Source organism: Paraburkholderia youngii (assembly GCF_013366925.1).
GTDB lineage: Bacteria > Pseudomonadota > Gammaproteobacteria > Burkholderiales > Burkholderiaceae > Paraburkholderia > Paraburkholderia youngii.
In genome coordinates, this window is the sequence record NZ_JAALDK010000002.1 from 1 (window position 1) to 14,562 (window position 14,562).

Sequence of the window (14,562 nt, forward strand, 5' to 3'; positions counted from 1 at the left end):
CTCGATTTCGGGCGTCGTCTTGATGATCGCGAGCACCGGCGTGATGCCCGAGCCGCCGGAGAACGCGAGGTACTGCTGGCCCTGTTCGGCGTTCAGGTGCGTGAAGAAGCGGCCGTCCGGCGTCATCACGTCGATCGTGTGGCCGGGCTGCAGCGTGTCGAACGCGAAGTTCGAGAAAACGCCCGCCGCGCACGCGCTTGATGCCGATGCGCAACTCGCCGTCGCGGTCGTAGTCGGTGACGCCCACGCAGATCGAATACGAGCGGCGCGTTTCCTCACCGTCGATATGCGTCTTCAGCGTGACGAACTGGCCCTGCGTGAAGCGGTACTGGTCGCGCAGTTCGGGCGGGACTTCGAAGGCGACCGACACCGCATCGGCGGTTTCGGGACGTACTTCGCGGATACGCAGCGGATGGAATTGCGGGGTGGCCATATCAGTACGGTTTGAAGTAGTCGAAGGGTTCGCGGCAGTCGAGGCAGCGATACAGGGCCTTGCAGGCGGTCGAGCCGAACTGCGCGAGCCGCTCGGTGTGTGCGGAGCCGCAGCGCGGGCAGGCCGGTGCCGGCAGCGCGCGCGGCACGAAGCGCAGGACTTTCTCCTGCGGCGCGGCGCTCGCGTGGGCGGCCGAACCGCAGTTGCCCGTGGGCGGCGCGATGCCGTAGACGCGCAGTTTTTCGCGCGCCTCGGCGGTGATCCAGTCGGTGGTCCACGCCGGCGCGAGCACGGTGGCGACGCGGTAGGGCGTGAGCTGCGCGGCCTCGAGCGCACGGCCGATGTCTTCGGCAATCTGCGACATCGCCGGGCAGCCCGAGTAGGTCGGCGTGATCACGACCTCGAGCGCGCCGTCCGCGGCGCGTCGCACGTCGCGCAGGATGCCGAGCTCGCGGATCGAGACCACCGGGATCTCCGGGTCGGGTACCGCTTCGAGCACGCTCCACGCGCGGGTGAGCGCGGGATCGGTCGTGGCGGTGGTGGCGGTCGAGGTCGTCATCCCGGGCTCACCAGCTCGCGCCCGGATGCTGGCGCGCGAGGCTCTGCATTTCGGCGAGCACGAAACCCATGTGCTCCGAATGCTCGCCGTGCTTGCCGGTGCTCACGTGCCGCAGCGCCGCGGGCAGCGTCAGCGTGGCCGCGTCGAGCGTGGCGCGCACGTCGTCGAGCCATGCGGCTTCCAGCGTCGAGGTGCGCGGGCCGACGCCCGCCGCGGCGATCGCGTCTTCCACCGCGTCCGCGCTGAAGAACTCGTACGTGTACGGCATCAGATAGTCGAGCGCGGCCTGCGCGCGACGGTGCGATTCGTCGGTGCCGTCGCCGAAACGGATCAGCCACTCGCCCGCGTGATGCACGTGGTACTGCGTTTCCTTGACCGACTTCGCGGCGATCGCGGCGAGCTGTTCGTCGGCGGAGCCCGTCAGCGCGCCCCACAGACGCATCATCAGCGTCGCGTACAGGAAGTTGCGCACGATCGTCACCGCGTAGTCCTTCTGCGCCTGCGCGGTGCCGGCGAGCGGCCCGTAGTGCGGCAGCTCGGCGAGCGTGTAGTTCGCGAATTCGCGCTCGGCGCGGAAGTACGCGTAGTCGTCCTCGCTGCGCTGACGGCCGGTGAGCTGCTGCTCGAGCGTGGCCGCGTGCGTGTACAGCAGGCGCGCCTGGCCGATCAGGTCGAGGCTCATGTTCGACAGCGCGATGTCCTCTTCGAGGATCGGGCCGTGGCCGCACCACTCGCTGTTGCGCTGACCGAGGATCAGCGCGGTATCGGCGAGGCGCAGCACGTACTGCAGATGTTCGGGCGTGATGGACATAGTGGTCATGGCGCGCTTACATGTGGTTGACTTCGTCGGGCAGCGTGTAGAACGTCGGGTGACGATAGATCTTGTCGCCCGCCGGTTCGAACAGCTCGGCCTTCTCGTCGGGCGCCGAGGCGGTGATCGCCGCGGACGGCACCACCCAGATGCTCACGCCTTCCTGGCGGCGCGTGTAGACGTCGCGCGCCATGCGCAGCGCCATCGGCGCGTCGGCCGCGTGCAGACTGCCGCAGTGCTTGTGGTCGAGTCCCTGCTTGCTGCGCACGAACACTTCCCAAATCGGCCATTCCCTGTTCATTGCTGATCTCCTGATTCCTGACTCTCGCTGATCTTTCGCCGTGCCACTCAGGCGGCGTGCTGTTGCGCGCGCTGGCGCTGCTTGTCGGCATGGGCGAGCGCGGCTTCGCGCACCCAGGCGCCGTCTTCATGGGCCTTCACGCGCGTGGCGAGGCGCTCGCGGTTGCACGGGCCGTCGCCATTGACGACGCGCCAGAACTCTTCCCAGTCGATGTCGCCGTAGTCGTAGTGGCCGCGCGCCGCGTTCCATTTGAGCTGCGCATCGGGCAGCGTGACGCCGAGCACCTTCGCCTGCTCGACGGTCGCGTCGACGAATTTCTGGCGCAGGTCGTCGTTGGTGATGCGCTTGATGCCCCATTGCGCCGACTGGTTGCTGTGCACCGAGTCCCTGTCGCTCGGGCCGAACATCATCAGCACCGGCCACCACCAGCGGTTCACCGCCTGCTGCATGAGCTCGCGCTGCGCGGCGGTGCCGGCCATCATCGCGAGCAGCGCATCGAACCCCTGGCGCTGGTGGAACGACTCTTCCTTGCAGATGCGGATCATCGCGCGGGCGTACGGCCCGTAGGTGCAGCGGCACAGCGGGATCTGGTTCATGATCGCCGCGCCGTCGACCAGCCAGCCGATCACGCCGACGTCGGCCCAGGTGGGCGTCGGGTAGTTGAAGATGCTCGAATACTTGGCCTTGCCCGCGTGCAGCGCGTCGATCAGCTGCTCGCGCGACACGCCGAGCGTTTCGGCGGCGCTATACAGATAGAGCCCGTGGCCGGCTTCGTCCTGCACCTTGGCGATCAGGATCGCCTTGCGCTTCAGGCTCGGCGCGCGCGTGATCCAGTTGCCCTCGGGCAGCATGCCGACGATCTCCGAGTGCGCGTGCTGCGAGATCTGCCGCACCAGCGTCTTGCGGTACGCGTCGGGCATCCAGTCCTGCGGCTCGATCTTGCCGTCGGCGGCCATGACCGCGTCGAAGCGCGCCTGTTCGGGCGAATTCGCGTCCGCGTCCAGCGGGGCGACGTGGCCGGGGATATCGAGGGATTGGGTGTACATCTGCACCATCCAGAAGAAGTGGCAATGTGACGCAGTATAAATTAACCGACCGGTCGGTCAATTGAATTTTACTTTCGATCGATAAGTGGAATAGGATCGGGGATACCCTCGGGCCATCCTTGGGCACGCGGGCGAGATTGCTCTACCGTCAATCCATCCAGGAGGTAGTGATGTCACGGACTGTCAGATTTACCGAGGCCGGTGCGCCCGAAGTGCTTCGATTCGTCGAAGAATCGGTCCGCGGCCCAGGCCGCGGTGAAGTTCGGATCAATGTGAAGGCGATCGGTCTCAATCGCGCGGAAGCGATGTGGCGCACCGACCGGTACATCGAACCGGTGCGCTTTCCGGCTGGGCTCGGGTACGAGGCGGCCGGCATCGTCGATGCGGTGGGCGAGGGCGTCGTCAATTTCGCGCCCGGAGACGAGGTCAGTGTGATCCCGTCGTTCTCGATGAATCAGTACTTCACCTACGGCGAAGTCATCATCGTGCCGGACCATGCGGTTGTCAGGCATCCGAAGTCGCTTTCCTTCGCCGAGGCCGCTTCGGTGTGGATGATGTTCGTCACCGCTTATGGCGCGCTGATCGAAGATGCGAGGGTAGGCGCCGGCGACCATGTCGTCGTGCCGGCCGCTTCGAGCAGCGTTGGACTGGCGGCGATCCAGCTGGCGAATTACTCGGGGGCGACGTCGATCGCGGTCACGCGCCATGCCGGCAAGAGACAGCAGTTGCTCGACGCGGGTGCCGCCCACGTGATAGTGACGGACGAGTCGGACCTTGTCGAAGAGATCATGCGGATCACGGATGGAAAGGGGGCTCGCGTCGCATTCGATCCGGTCGGCGGCCCGAACTTCGCGAAACTGATCGAGGCGCTGTCGTTCCAGGGGATCGCGTATCTGTACGGCGCGCTCGACGAGCGTGCTACGACGCTGCCTGTGCTGCAGATGATCGCCAGGATGAATTCCGTGAAGGCGCACAACATCTGGCTAACGAGTGGCGATCCGACGCGCCGGAAGGCCGCGGTGGAGTTCGTGCTCAAGGGCCTCGGAAGCGGCTCGCTGAAGCCGGTCATCGATCGCACCTTTGCGTTCGACGAGATCGTCGACGCGCACCGCTACCTCGAAACCAACGGGCAGTTCGGCAAGATCGTGGTAACGGTGTAGCCCAAGGCCTGGCATTGCCCTGAGCAGACTTCCCGTGCGTGTCAGGAGACCACATCGGCGAGCGGCCGCCTCGGCGCATGACGGACGCGCGGGCCGCGCCCAACGCGAAGCAGAAGCTGCGGAAACGCGTCCGTGCGCAGCAGCGTCCGGAGCCGCTCGCGCAGCGCGTCCACTTCGATCGGCTGGTTCAGGTACGAAGCGGTCAATCCCGCCGATGCCGCGACCAGCAACATGCGTTCGAGCGCCTGTCCCGCCGCGAGCCATGCCTCGCGGTCGTCGCGCATCGTCGCGATGCCGACCATCAGCGGCGAGCCATCCACGAGGTGCTGGTGCGTGGCCGGCTGGCCCGCGCCAGCATCGAACACCCGGACGGCCAGGCTGACGAGCGGCGCCGCGAAATCGAGCAGCGCGCCGACAGCGGTACCGTAAGCGGGCATGCCATCGTCGCGTCGCCGCGGGTGAATCCAGCTGGCGAGTTCGCGCCTGAAACGCGGGTCAGCGAACTGCGCTCGATCCGCATCGGCGATCAGGCGCGCGAGCGCCTCGCGCGCGGCTTTCTGCTCCACGCAGCAGGCAAGCGCGCCCTCGTCGTCGCAGCCGTCGCTGAACTTGCGTTGCAGTGCGGCGGGCACAGGGTTATCGACGAACGGCGCACGCGTCGTCACGCGCTCCGTCAGCGCGTCGAAAAGATCATGCAGGTGCGGGTCGCGAGGCCCGTCGCGCGACACGCGTACGAGCGCCACGATGTCGGGGTCCGCTTCCGCTGGAAACAGTGTGATCGCATAAGCGAGGCCGAGTCGGCACAGCGCCACGCGAAGATTGAACAAAGCCGCGCCGCAGCTCATCAGAAGTTCGCGATCGAAAGGATCGACCACGGGAAGCGCGCGCATGCGGTCGGCGCAGATCTGTACGGTCTCGCCGTCGACGATGAACCGCCACGGTTGCGTGTTGTGATTCGACGGCGCGAGTACCGCGTAGTGCAGCGCAAAGCGCAATTGCTGTTCCACAGGCGTGGAGGCGGGGAAGTGCGGTTCACCGATTTCCCAGGCATCATGTTGCGCGGCATCGCTCATCTCGAAGTCTCCTGTCGGATCAGGGCCGCAAGCACGCGGTTCGTGTCGTTATCGTGTCACCGGGCACCGCGGCGGGGAAGCACTACAAATCGTTCTCGTCGTCGAACAGCTTATGGCGGATCGCATAGCGAACCAGCCCGTTCTCGTTCGGCATCTGCATTTTTTCGAGGATGCGGGTCTTGTGCGTGCTGATCGTTTTCACGCTGACGCAAAGTTCGTTGGCGATCCCGGTGATGCTCTGGCCTTCGACGAGGCGCCGGAACACGTCGAATTCGCGGTCGGACAAGCGCTGGTGCGGCAGCGTGTCGGCCGGCTCGTTCAGATTCTGCGCGAAGCGTTCGGCCATCGCGAGGCTCACATAGACGCCCCCCGACGCGACTTTCGTCACCGCGCCGACCAGTTCCGCGCTCGCGCTTTCCTTGGTCAGATAGCCCGATGCGCCCGCCTTGAACGCACGCACCGCGTATTGCTGCTCGGCGTGCATCGTCAGCACCAGAATTCGCAGATCGGGTTTTTCCTCCTTGATCTGCTTGATCAGTTCAATGCCGTTGCGCCCCGGCATCGACAGGTCGAGCACGAGCACGTGTGCCTGGGTCGCGCGGATCAGCGCGATCGTCGTCGCGCTGTCGCACGCTTCGCCGGCTACCTCGAAGCCGTTCGCTTGCTGCAGGATATGGCGCAGTCCGTCGCGCACGAGCGTGTGGTCGTCGGCCAGCAACACCTTGATCATCGGGTGATCTCTTCCGGTTGCATCCATTGGCAGGAAAACCTGAAGCAATCGCGAAGTCGCGCTTTGCGCTGTGTCGATGCGCATGGAATCGCCGGGCATCGACGCGTGTTCGCGCAAATCGATTTTAGTCGGCTTTTCGTGACCGTTGGCTCCAGGGGTTTCGCGATCGGCGGCTCGTTCACGATCCGCGATCCACTGACCGCTTGCCCGGCTAACGAGCGGTATCCGTAACACGCGACGCAGCCGCGACGGTTTCGATACCCGGCTGCATCAAGTCGATCACCGGTCGCCAGAACGCGGGCGAGTCGAACGCTGCCATCGGTACCGCGGTGTCGAACGACAAGGTCAGCGCCTGTTCTGCCGGCGTCAGTACGTCGGCGTTCGCGAGTTGACGCGCGAGCGTGGCGGTGTCCGCGTCGGAGAGATCGCGCGGACCACGCCGGCGCGCTTCGATGCGTTGCGCGAGCACCGCTGGGTCGGCACGAAAGTCGAGAATGCGGGCCGGTACGCCAAGCCGTTCGGCGAGTGCCAAAAACGTGCCGCGCTGACTCGATTCGAGAAAGGTCGCGTCGACGATCACACTGTGGCCGGTTTGCAGCACGCCGTGCGTGAGTCCAAGCAGGTGATCGTAGATCGCGTGACGCGCAGCTTGCGTGTAGTGTTCGGCGCCGAGCGCCATTTGCGCGTCGGACGCTGGCCGCATGCGCTTGCGTTCCGCATCGCTCGACACGCGCACCGCGCCGCACAGGTCCGCCAGAGCGCGGCTCGCGACCGATTTTCCCGAACCGGAAAAGCCATGACACAGCAGCAGAACGGGTCGCGGCTTCTGCGTTTGCGCCCGCGCGACCTCGAGGTAGCGCAGGGCCGGTTGCGGGAGCGCGACGTTGCGGCCCGCCACGTGCCCCGCTTTCAGGCACGCGACCCACGCCCGCACCAGCGCCCGATACGCGATGTACAAGGGCATCAGAGACAGCGCCGCATAGTCGCCCGACGTTTCCAGCCAACGGTTCAACAGGCGATTGGCGAGACGAGGTTGCGCTCGCGCGCACAGGTCCATCACGAGAAACGCGACATCCGCCGCGACGTCGATCCAGCGTAGCGCATCGTCGAAGTCGATACAGTCGAACATCGCGATGGCGCCGCGCCAGCGCACCACGTTGTCGAGATGCAGATCGCCGTGGCAGCCGCGCACGAAACCCTCGGCGCGGCGCCGCTCGATCAGCGGCGCGAGTTCGTCGAGCTGTCGCGCGCACCACGCGGCAATGCCGGGCAGCGCGGGATGGCTGCAATTGGCCAGCAGCGGTGCGTTGATCGTTTCGATCTGGGCTCGCACCAGCGTCGCGCTGCCGTAGCGCGACGAGGGCGCGTTGCGGGGTGCGCTCAGGTGATAGTCGGCGAGCCGCTTCGCCGCGCCGTCGATGTCGCGCGGCGTCAGTGCTCCGTTCGCCGCGAGACTCGAAAAGAGCATCGCCTCGTCGAAGCGGCGCATCTTGACCACGTGCTCGACGGCGACGCCGCCGGCGCCGAGCGCCAGCACGCCGGCACGGCGCGCAATCGGTATCACGGCGGCGTAGATACCTCGCGCGAGTGGCCGGTTCAGGCGGAGCTGGGCTTCGCAGCAGCGCTGGCGTGTCGAGGCGGAGGTAAAGTCCGCGAAGCCTGGTGCGACGGGTTTGATGATCTTGTACGCGAAGCGCCCGGCGAGATACACGACGGATATATGCGTTTCGATTCTGACGATCCCGCCCGCCGGATGACGGTAGGTGCCCGGCCTGCGCAGCGTCGCGTCGAGTCCGCGCAGGCTGCGACGCGCGGCGCGCAATCGGTTGGCGACATGCAGGCTGCCGTGAAGTGTGGCATCGGCTCGGCGCGCGGAAGGCTTGCGGCTCGGCGGCGCACTCATGCCAGGCTCCATGTCGTGACGAGCGGCGCGCCGGGCCGCGCGTGATCGAGAAAAACGAGCGTCTGATTCGACACGGTTGACCTCCACGTAGTGGGACGGCCGGCGCCCGCCTTGCGCGCGAGCCAAAATCGTCTACTCATTCAAGTCATCGGGTATGGTAACCGGCTTGATCTGAATCGACGAGGCGGTCAAGCGGACGATACCGGCGTACGCTTCCATTTTGAAGTGGAGCGGGGGCACCGTTTGACCCCAGTCGAAGCGCGTGCGATCGTGGCAGCGACGCGCGGGTGGAGCAGCGGATGAAGCGATTCGATATTTTCAATGGCGATGCGGACGGCATTTGCGCGCTGCATCAGTTGCGGCTCGCCGAGCCTGCCGACACCATCCTGATCACCGGGGCCAAGCGCGAGGTCACGCTGCTGCACCGCGCGAACGCGCAGCCGGGCGACAGCGTGACCGTGCTGGATATTTCGCTCGATGCGAACCGCGATCCATTCGTCGCGTTGCTGGCTCTTGGGGTAAAGATCGACTATTTCGATCATCATTTCTCGGGACCGATACCCGCAAACGCGTTGCTGACGACGCATATCGATACGTCACCAGATACGTGCACGGCGCTGCTCGTGGACCGCCATCTGCAAGGCCGGTACACGCGCTGGGCGGTGGTCGCGGCCTATGGCGACAACCTGCATCCGGCAGCGCACCGGGCCGCCACCGCGTGCGCGATGAACTCGTCCGACGAGCGCAAGCTGCGTGAACTTGGCGAAGCGATCAACTACAACGCGTACGGGGATAGCGTCGGCGATCTTGCCGTCGATCCCGTCGACATGTATCGCGCAATCCAACCCTATGCGGACCCGCTCGAGTTCATTGCGTCGACCAGCGTGCTGCCCGAACTGCAGGCGCGGCGCACTGAAGACCTCGAGATGGCCTTGGGACTCGTGGAAGTCCGGCGGCTCGCCAATGGAACGCTGCACATTCTCCCCGACGCGGCTTGGGCGCGGCGCGTGCGAGGCGATTTCGCGAATCTCGTTGCGCGGCGCGACCCGGCGCGAGCGCACGCTGTACTGACAGCCGGCGCCGATGGCCGATACACGGGCAGCGTGCGGGCTCCGCTCGATTGCCCGCGTGGCGCCGACGTACTTTGCAGAAAGTTCGGCGGAAACGGCAGGGTCGCCGCCGCCGGTATAGACGGGCTCGATCGCGCGCGGCTCGACGAATTCGCGGCAGCGTTCAGCATCGCGTTTTGCGGCGAATCTCGGGGGGCGGGTGGCCGGTAATCGATTGCTGCATCGTCGCTTGGTCAGCGGGGACGGGCTTGATGCAAGTCAACGATCGCCGGCCGCTGCGCATCGATCATTGGGCTGTACTGGAACCGGGGGCCGATCATCAGTGGCCGGTTCTTTGTGATGGGCGCATCGCACGGCGGAATCGACGCGTTGCAACGACTGGTCGACACGCCGGGCGAGCGGATTCGAAGTGGGTGCCGAAGGGAGCACGGCGACGCGTCCTTCAGCGCCTGTCCATTGCGTCGCCTCGTGCCTGCCTGCATCGATGTGCGGCAGCGCAGGGCACTCGATACGGAGATCACTATGCAAGCCTCGGACATCATGACGACCCAGGTCGTGTCGATCGCACCGGACAGCTCGGTCTACGACGCGGCACAGTTGCTCGCCGACAGCAAGATCAGCGGCATGCCCGTTCTCGACGACAAAGGCAGCGTGATTGGCATCGTCAGCGAGGGCGATCTGCTCCGGCGCGTCGAAACCGGCACCGAAACGCCGCGGCGCTCGTGGCTAGCCCAGTTCATCGCGCCTACGCGTCAACTCGCGGTCGAGTATCTGAAAGAGCGTTCGGTTCGGGTGCGTGACGTGATGAGCGCCCCCGCCGTCACCGTCGACGAATCCGCGCCGCTGACGGCGGTCGCCGAACTGCTCGGGCGCAAGCACATCAAGCGTCTACCGGTCTTGCGCGACGGCAAGCTCGTCGGCATCGTCAGCAGGGCTAATCTGGTGCGGGCTCTCGCGAGTTGCGCACCCGCACAGCTCGATTCGCAACCGTCGGACGAGCAGATTCGCGCCGCGATCATGAAGGAACTCGAAGGACAGCGTTGGGCGCTGGACGCCGACGACCTGATCGTCACGGATGGCGTCGCTCATTGCTGGGGACCGATACGCTCCGAGGAAGAGCGCCAGGCGATCCTCGCCGCGGCCGCGCGCGCTCCAGGCGTAAAAGAAGTAAAGGATCATCTGGAATATCCGGTCCCGTTCACGCCGATGTGAACAGGGGCGCTTCGGTCACGTCACTGGGCCTCGCTGTCCAGCAGCGCATCGAGCTTGTAAAGGCGCATCTCCCAGATCAGGCTCAATACATGAAAAGAGTCTTCCAGTCCCTGCAGGCAGTGTCGCGCAATGGATTGATCGACTCCGCCAACGGCAAGGCCATGCAAAAGCGCCCGTTGCCGCAGCAGACGTTGATGGGATATGGCGACCCGGGCCCGAGTGGCGGCTTCGTAGCGGATCGCCGCGGACAGCTCCGTCGATTCCGCGTCGTTCCGCGCAGTCGCGTCCGCGGCGCAGGCGAATGCATGAACCCGGAGTTCGGTAACCTCTCCATTCATGACGACATCCATTGTCTCTATTGCGGATCATGTCGCTGTCTCGAACGCCAACTACTGACCTAAGTCAATCGAACTGCGCTTAGATTGCGCTGCGTCGAGGAACGTTTGATGCTAGCGATCGATGGCATAGTGACCGAGGCAACGCGCTCGGGCGTTGCGGGGGAGAAAAGGTAATGGGCAACCGGTTTCGCGACCGCGTCGACGCGGGCAAACAGCTAGCCCACGCGCTGCGCGACTATCAGGGTCGCGGCGATCTGGTCGTGCTGGCCCTGCCGCGCGGCGGCGTTCCTGTCGCGTTCGAAGTGGCGCGGGAGTTGCGCGCGAAGCTCGACGTTCTGGTCGTCAGAAAGCTTGGCGCGCCTCAAGACGAGGAACTGGCGATGGGCGCCATCGCTTCCGGGGGCGCCCTCCATCTGGAGAGGTCGGTACTTCGCGAACTGCAGATCAGCGACACCCAATTGACCGATGTGATCGCCCGCGAAAGGGCGGAACTCACGCGCAGGGAAGTCGCGTACCGTGGGGACAGCCCCCCGGCGGCAGTGCAGGGCAAGACGGTGATCGTGGTCGACGACGGCATCGCGACGGGGGCGTCGATGCATGCGGCGATCGACGCACTCCGTGACAGACATCCTGCCCGGATCGTGGTGGCGGTCCCGGTGTCGCAATCCGATGCGCCGATGTCATTCGAAGGAATCGCGGACGCGTTCGTCAGCGTGTTGCAGCCGGACTGGCTGATGGGGATCGGCGGGTTCTATGTGAATTTCGACCAGACGAGCGATGAAGAAGTCCGCGCGTGTCTCGCTGCGGCGCGCGGTTGGGAGCCCGAGCAGAGCTCTGACTCGGTCGGGTGACGGCGCAGCGAACGGATACACGGCGGCAGGCCGTGTCGAACGTGGGGCATGTATCGTGAATACAGGAACCATCTGTACGCGGGACGTCACCGTCTGCCGACGGCAAGCGACGATTCTCGAGGCCGCGCAGCTGATGCGCGAACAGCATGTCGGCGACCTCGTGGTGGTTGAGACGATCGGCGGGCACAGCGTGCCTGTCGGGATGCTGACCGATCGCGACATCGTGTTGGCCATCGTGGCCAAACAGGCCAACCCCGAGAAGATCTTCGTGAACGACGTGATGTCGTCGCCGCCGGCGCTCGTCGCCGAGGGGGACGATCTCTGGCTTGCCGCCTCGCGAATGCGTCTGAACGGCGTGCGGCGCCTGCCGGTCGTCGACACCACAGGCGCGCTCACCGGCATCGTGACGCTCGACGATCTGCTCGAGGCGGTGGCTGGGCTTCTGTCGGAGCTATCGCTGGTGACGGATCGCCAGCCCCACATCGAAGAGAAGAACCGCGCGTGACGCCGACCCGGTGCATGCATTGACCCGGATCAACATCCGCGCCGCGAGGCGCCGTAGGCTTGTAAGTGGAACGCCGGTCAGACAGCGGCCAGCAAGACGACGCGATTGACCGGATGCAATTCGACTGTCTTGATCGAAGGCACCGCAAATCATGGAAGACGCTCTCGAAAGGCGCGCGCTGCTGCTTCATCTGGGGCGCGTGATGCAATTGATCGTTCGGCTCGACGAAATGGCGCCGAGTGCGGCAACCATTGGCGAGCTGATCGCGCGATACCCGATTCTCGGTGACGAGCCGCTGCTCGCGCAGCTGCGCCCCGATATGCCCGTGGACGCGTTCAGGTCCCGTGCGCTTCACGCGTTCTGCAGGTGGCCGCAAGGGTTGCTCGACGACCCTCTCGACAGGGACGCGCTGGCCGCATCCGTGCGCGCGTCTCTGTTCAGTGACCATCCGCGAGGCTGGCGTGCCTATGTGGTCGGCTTGCGCCGCGACGTCGCGTGGTTCGATGCGAAGGCGACGAAGCGGCGCTCGCCGCGTCGCGTCGCGGACGTGGCGCCGCCGCTTCCGGACGACGGCCCGCCGGCATTCGATGCGCCGGCCGGCCGAGGCATCGCGACGGACATCGAGCGCGGCTTCGGCGCCGCGGGTCATTCGATCGAAAGCGTGGAAGGGGCGAGACGGCTAGATGACGGCCGCGCCGACGAGCAACGGGTCGCGCAGTGAGACTAGCGCTCAGGCGTCGTTGACGGTCGGGAGATGACGTGTCGATGGCTCATGTTCCGAGCGACACGTACAAGAGCACGATCGGCGCCTTCGAACCATTTGGCGTCGCCGAGCGTAATGGCGCGCCGTAGGTGCAGCGAAAATCCACGAATCTCGACCATTGGAAGCGCACGCCCGCGCCGACGCCCGCGAGCAGCCCGGGATTATTCTCCGCGGGCTGATCGATGGTGGTCCATACGCGGCCGGCATCGAAAAACACAAAAGGTTGCACGACTGCGTTGCTCGCGCCGAGAGCGATCGCAGGCGTGCGCACCTCGGTCTGGATGTTCCAGCCGCGATCGCCGAGCGTCACGTATGGGTCGTAGCCTCGCACACTGGACTCCCCGCCGAGCCCCATCTCCTCACTCGGCAATAACGTGTTCGGCGTCCACTGAAACGTTCCGTTCGTGATCAGTGTGAAGCCCGCCCCAAGCGCGGTGGCGCGCGATGCAGTCAACTGCATATAGATGTAGCGGGACGTCGCGCCCTGCCGCGCGGCGTTGAATGCCGCGTCCTGATTGCTGCCATCCCATCCACCCGGACTGGCGACGAGTGTCGCCGCGGCATGCGCCGCGCCCGCGTCGGTCGGTTTGCTGATGCTGTAAGCCAACACGAACTGATGGATGTGCGTATTCGAGTTGAAAACCTGGGAGCCGCCGAATTCCAGATCGTTGTTGCTCCGCTTGAAGTCGTATCCGATCTGGACGAGCTGGGTGGTGTCCGTGATGGTCGGCAGACGCAAGTCATAACGGACGCTAAGCTGCGCGGAAATGCCCGTTTGCCCATACGTGTCGGGCAGGCGTGGCGTGCTCTGCGCGTAGACGCCGAACAACTCGATCGTGTCGAGCCAGGGCAGCGGCGCCGTGTAGTTCAGCGCGTGCGCGGTGAAGCGGGCGCGGTTCGGGCGGCCTTCGATATCCGGATTGCCGCTGAAAAAATCGTTGCTGGCCGTGAATTGATAGGCGATCTGCTGATCGAGCCCAAACAGGTTGCCGTAGCCGATGCCTGCAAAGAACCGGTCACGGTCGAGGTCCGGCACGCCTTCATTGTCGTAACCCGCGCTGACCCGAAGCGGCAGACGGTCTTCGGTTTGCAGCACGACGTCGGTCGTGTCCGCTGCTTCACCGGGTGCAAAAACAGCATCGACCCGTCGATAAGGATTCGCGTTGAGCACGGCGAGTCCCTTCGAGACCGTCGCTTGCGGGATCGGTGCGCCGGGTTCGAGCGGCATTTCACGTTCGAGAAGGCTGCTCGAAAAGTAGGTGTTGCCGCTGGCATGAACCCGCCCGAGCTTGAACTCGGCAATGGCGATACGAACGACCCCCGAGCTGACGTCCTGTTCCGGCACGTAGACGTCGACGAGCGGCTTTCCCGCTGCCCGATACCGCGCGACCACGGCGCGGCGAATCTCGGCGAGGCGGCCGAAAGTCAGCGGCTTGTCCAGGTCCGTGGCGAAGCTCTGCAGGAACGCGTCGTCGAGTACGGGCAGTCCTTGCGCGACGATGCGTTGTTGCTGCGTCGGTGATGCCGTCGCGGACGCGGTGGCCGGTTCGAAGACGAGCCCGGCAAGCCGCTCGACTGCGATCCGTGCGGACTCGGCCTGCGTTTCCGGGGAGGAGGGCGGCGGCGCGCTTCGCGGCGCCTGCGGGGCGGGTTGAGGCGCGACATCGCGCCATGCCTGTGCGGCTACGGGTGAGGTCTGCATGAGGCCCGCGATGCACGACGCGGTCATCAGGACGGCAGTGCAGTCGGCGGATCGCGGTTTCATCGATCGCTTTCATGCAAAGCGCTGAGCCTACCGGCAGCAGGC

General features: G+C 65.5%; 16 protein-coding genes and 1 pseudogene. 6 read left to right on the plus strand and 11 right to left on the minus strand.

Features of this window, described 5'->3' with window-relative positions; genetic code table 11:
* The 5 genes and pseudogenes from G5S42_RS31220 to paaA all read right to left on the minus strand — a co-directional run.
* Positions 1-433 (minus strand): annotated as a pseudogene (locus G5S42_RS31220) (FAD-binding oxidoreductase); the annotation flags it as partial.
* 1 nt (position 434) lies between these two features.
* The gene (gene paaD, locus G5S42_RS31225; protein ID WP_176110693.1) at positions 435-992 is read right to left on the minus strand and encodes a 1,2-phenylacetyl-CoA epoxidase subunit PaaD; all 558 of its coding nucleotides are present in this window, start codon (positions 990-992) and stop codon (positions 435-437) included.
* A gap of 7 nt (positions 993-999) precedes the next feature.
* Positions 1,000-1,803, minus strand: coding sequence for a 1,2-phenylacetyl-CoA epoxidase subunit PaaC (paaC, locus tag G5S42_RS31230; protein WP_176111917.1), 804 nt, complete (start codon positions 1,801-1,803; stop codon positions 1,000-1,002).
* 16 nt (positions 1,804-1,819) lie between these two features.
* A complete protein-coding gene (paaB, locus tag G5S42_RS31235; RefSeq protein WP_008924350.1) occupies positions 1,820-2,104 on the minus strand; it encodes a 1,2-phenylacetyl-CoA epoxidase subunit PaaB in 285 nt (94 codons plus the stop codon).
* Between the two features lie 47 nt (positions 2,105-2,151).
* Positions 2,152-3,150, minus strand: coding sequence for a 1,2-phenylacetyl-CoA epoxidase subunit PaaA (paaA, locus tag G5S42_RS31240; protein WP_176110694.1), 999 nt, complete (start codon positions 3,148-3,150; stop codon positions 2,152-2,154).
* Between the two features lie 170 nt (positions 3,151-3,320).
* On the opposite strand from paaA, the gene G5S42_RS31245 reads away from it, so the two are divergent.
* Complete coding sequence (locus G5S42_RS31245; RefSeq protein ID WP_176110695.1) at positions 3,321-4,310, plus strand: zinc-dependent alcohol dehydrogenase family protein; 990 nt, start codon at positions 3,321-3,323, stop codon at positions 4,308-4,310.
* Between the two features lie 41 nt (positions 4,311-4,351).
* On the opposite strand, the gene G5S42_RS31250 is transcribed toward G5S42_RS31245, so the two are convergent.
* The 4 genes from G5S42_RS31250 to G5S42_RS31265 form a co-directional block, all read right to left on the minus strand.
* A complete protein-coding gene (locus G5S42_RS31250) occupies positions 4,352-5,383 on the minus strand; it encodes an Acg family FMN-binding oxidoreductase (protein ID WP_176110696.1) in 1,032 nt (343 codons plus the stop codon).
* An 82-nt stretch (positions 5,384-5,465) separates the two neighbouring features.
* Positions 5,466-6,113 (minus strand): response regulator, encoded by a 648-nt coding sequence (locus G5S42_RS31255; protein WP_176111918.1) that lies wholly within the window; start codon positions 6,111-6,113, stop codon positions 5,466-5,468.
* Between the two features lie 211 nt (positions 6,114-6,324).
* Complete coding sequence (locus tag G5S42_RS31260) at positions 6,325-8,016, minus strand: bifunctional aminoglycoside phosphotransferase/ATP-binding protein (RefSeq protein ID WP_176110697.1); 1,692 nt, start codon at positions 8,014-8,016, stop codon at positions 6,325-6,327.
* Complete coding sequence (locus G5S42_RS31265; protein WP_176110698.1) at positions 8,013-8,156, minus strand: hypothetical protein; 144 nt, start codon at positions 8,154-8,156, stop codon at positions 8,013-8,015. The genes G5S42_RS31260 and G5S42_RS31265 overlap by 4 nt, the downstream gene beginning before the upstream one ends.
* Before the next feature lie 159 nt (positions 8,157-8,315).
* On the opposite strand from G5S42_RS31265, the gene G5S42_RS31270 reads away from it, so the two are divergent.
* Together G5S42_RS31270 and G5S42_RS31275 are read left to right on the plus strand one after the other, a co-directional pair.
* Positions 8,316-9,296: an acetyltransferase gene (locus G5S42_RS31270; RefSeq protein WP_176110699.1), complete on the plus strand. Its 981-nt coding sequence runs from the start codon at positions 8,316-8,318 to the stop codon at positions 9,294-9,296.
* A 312-nt stretch (positions 9,297-9,608) separates the two neighbouring features.
* Positions 9,609-10,298: a CBS domain-containing protein gene (locus G5S42_RS31275; RefSeq protein WP_176110700.1), complete on the plus strand. Its 690-nt coding sequence runs from the start codon at positions 9,609-9,611 to the stop codon at positions 10,296-10,298.
* Positions 10,299-10,318: 20 nt separating this feature from the next.
* Here the strand turns inward: G5S42_RS31275 and G5S42_RS31280 are convergent, their stop codons facing one another.
* Positions 10,319-10,648: a hypothetical protein gene (locus G5S42_RS31280; RefSeq protein WP_176110701.1), complete on the minus strand. Its 330-nt coding sequence runs from the start codon at positions 10,646-10,648 to the stop codon at positions 10,319-10,321.
* A gap of 161 nt (positions 10,649-10,809) precedes the next feature.
* On the opposite strand from G5S42_RS31280, the gene G5S42_RS31285 reads away from it, so the two are divergent.
* The 3 genes from G5S42_RS31285 to G5S42_RS31295 all read left to right on the plus strand — a co-directional run bounded on the left by G5S42_RS31285 (position 10,810) and on the right by G5S42_RS31295 (position 12,713).
* A complete protein-coding gene (locus G5S42_RS31285; protein ID WP_176110702.1) occupies positions 10,810-11,487 on the plus strand; it encodes a phosphoribosyltransferase in 678 nt (225 codons plus the stop codon).
* 55 nt (positions 11,488-11,542) lie between these two features.
* On the plus strand, positions 11,543-11,992 hold the full coding sequence (locus G5S42_RS31290; protein WP_176110703.1) for a CBS domain-containing protein: 450 nt from the start codon (positions 11,543-11,545) through the stop codon (positions 11,990-11,992).
* A gap of 151 nt (positions 11,993-12,143) precedes the next feature.
* Entirely contained in the window at positions 12,144-12,713 is a 570-nt protein-coding gene (locus G5S42_RS31295; protein WP_176110704.1) for a hypothetical protein, read from the plus strand.
* Between the two features lie 49 nt (positions 12,714-12,762).
* Here G5S42_RS31295 and G5S42_RS31300 read toward each other — a convergent pair whose 3' ends face one another.
* Positions 12,763-14,484: a ShlB/FhaC/HecB family hemolysin secretion/activation protein gene (locus tag G5S42_RS31300; protein ID WP_176111919.1), complete on the minus strand. Its 1,722-nt coding sequence runs from the start codon at positions 14,482-14,484 to the stop codon at positions 12,763-12,765.
* Positions 14,485-14,562 lie beyond the last annotated feature (78 nt).

What these genes read in the sequence shown, in the direction of transcription:
- paaC (WP_176111917.1), bottom strand. Translation starts at nt 1,803, where the DNA reads ATGTCCATCACGCCCGAACATCTGCAGTACGTGCTGCGCCTCGCCGAT.
- G5S42_RS31275 (WP_176110700.1), top strand. Translation starts at nt 9,609, where the DNA reads ATGCAAGCCTCGGACATCATGACGACCCAGGTCGTGTCGATCGCACCG.
- G5S42_RS31260 (WP_176110697.1), bottom strand. Translation starts at nt 8,016, where the DNA reads ATGAGTGCGCCGCCGAGCCGCAAGCCTTCCGCGCGCCGAGCCGATGCC.
- paaA (WP_176110694.1), bottom strand. Translation starts at nt 3,150, where the DNA reads ATGTACACCCAATCCCTCGATATCCCCGGCCACGTCGCCCCGCTGGAC.
- paaD (WP_176110693.1), bottom strand. Translation starts at nt 992, where the DNA reads ATGACGACCTCGACCGCCACCACCGCCACGACCGATCCCGCGCTCACC.
- G5S42_RS31250 (WP_176110696.1), bottom strand. Translation starts at nt 5,383, where the DNA reads ATGAGCGATGCCGCGCAACATGATGCCTGGGAAATCGGTGAACCGCAC.
- G5S42_RS31255 (WP_176111918.1), bottom strand. Translation starts at nt 6,113, where the DNA reads ATGATCAAGGTGTTGCTGGCCGACGACCACACGCTCGTGCGCGACGGA.
- G5S42_RS31245 (WP_176110695.1), top strand. Translation starts at nt 3,321, where the DNA reads ATGTCACGGACTGTCAGATTTACCGAGGCCGGTGCGCCCGAAGTGCTT.
- G5S42_RS31300 (WP_176111919.1), bottom strand. Translation starts at nt 14,484, where the DNA reads ATGACCGCGTCGTGCATCGCGGGCCTCATGCAGACCTCACCCGTAGCC.
- G5S42_RS31285 (WP_176110702.1), top strand. Translation starts at nt 10,810, where the DNA reads ATGGGCAACCGGTTTCGCGACCGCGTCGACGCGGGCAAACAGCTAGCC.
- G5S42_RS31270 (WP_176110699.1), top strand. Translation starts at nt 8,316, where the DNA reads ATGAAGCGATTCGATATTTTCAATGGCGATGCGGACGGCATTTGCGCG.
- paaB (WP_008924350.1), bottom strand. Translation starts at nt 2,104, where the DNA reads ATGAACAGGGAATGGCCGATTTGGGAAGTGTTCGTGCGCAGCAAGCAG.
- G5S42_RS31265 (WP_176110698.1), bottom strand. Translation starts at nt 8,156, where the DNA reads ATGAGTAGACGATTTTGGCTCGCGCGCAAGGCGGGCGCCGGCCGTCCC.
- G5S42_RS31295 (WP_176110704.1), top strand. Translation starts at nt 12,144, where the DNA reads ATGGAAGACGCTCTCGAAAGGCGCGCGCTGCTGCTTCATCTGGGGCGC.
- G5S42_RS31280 (WP_176110701.1), bottom strand. Translation starts at nt 10,648, where the DNA reads ATGGATGTCGTCATGAATGGAGAGGTTACCGAACTCCGGGTTCATGCA.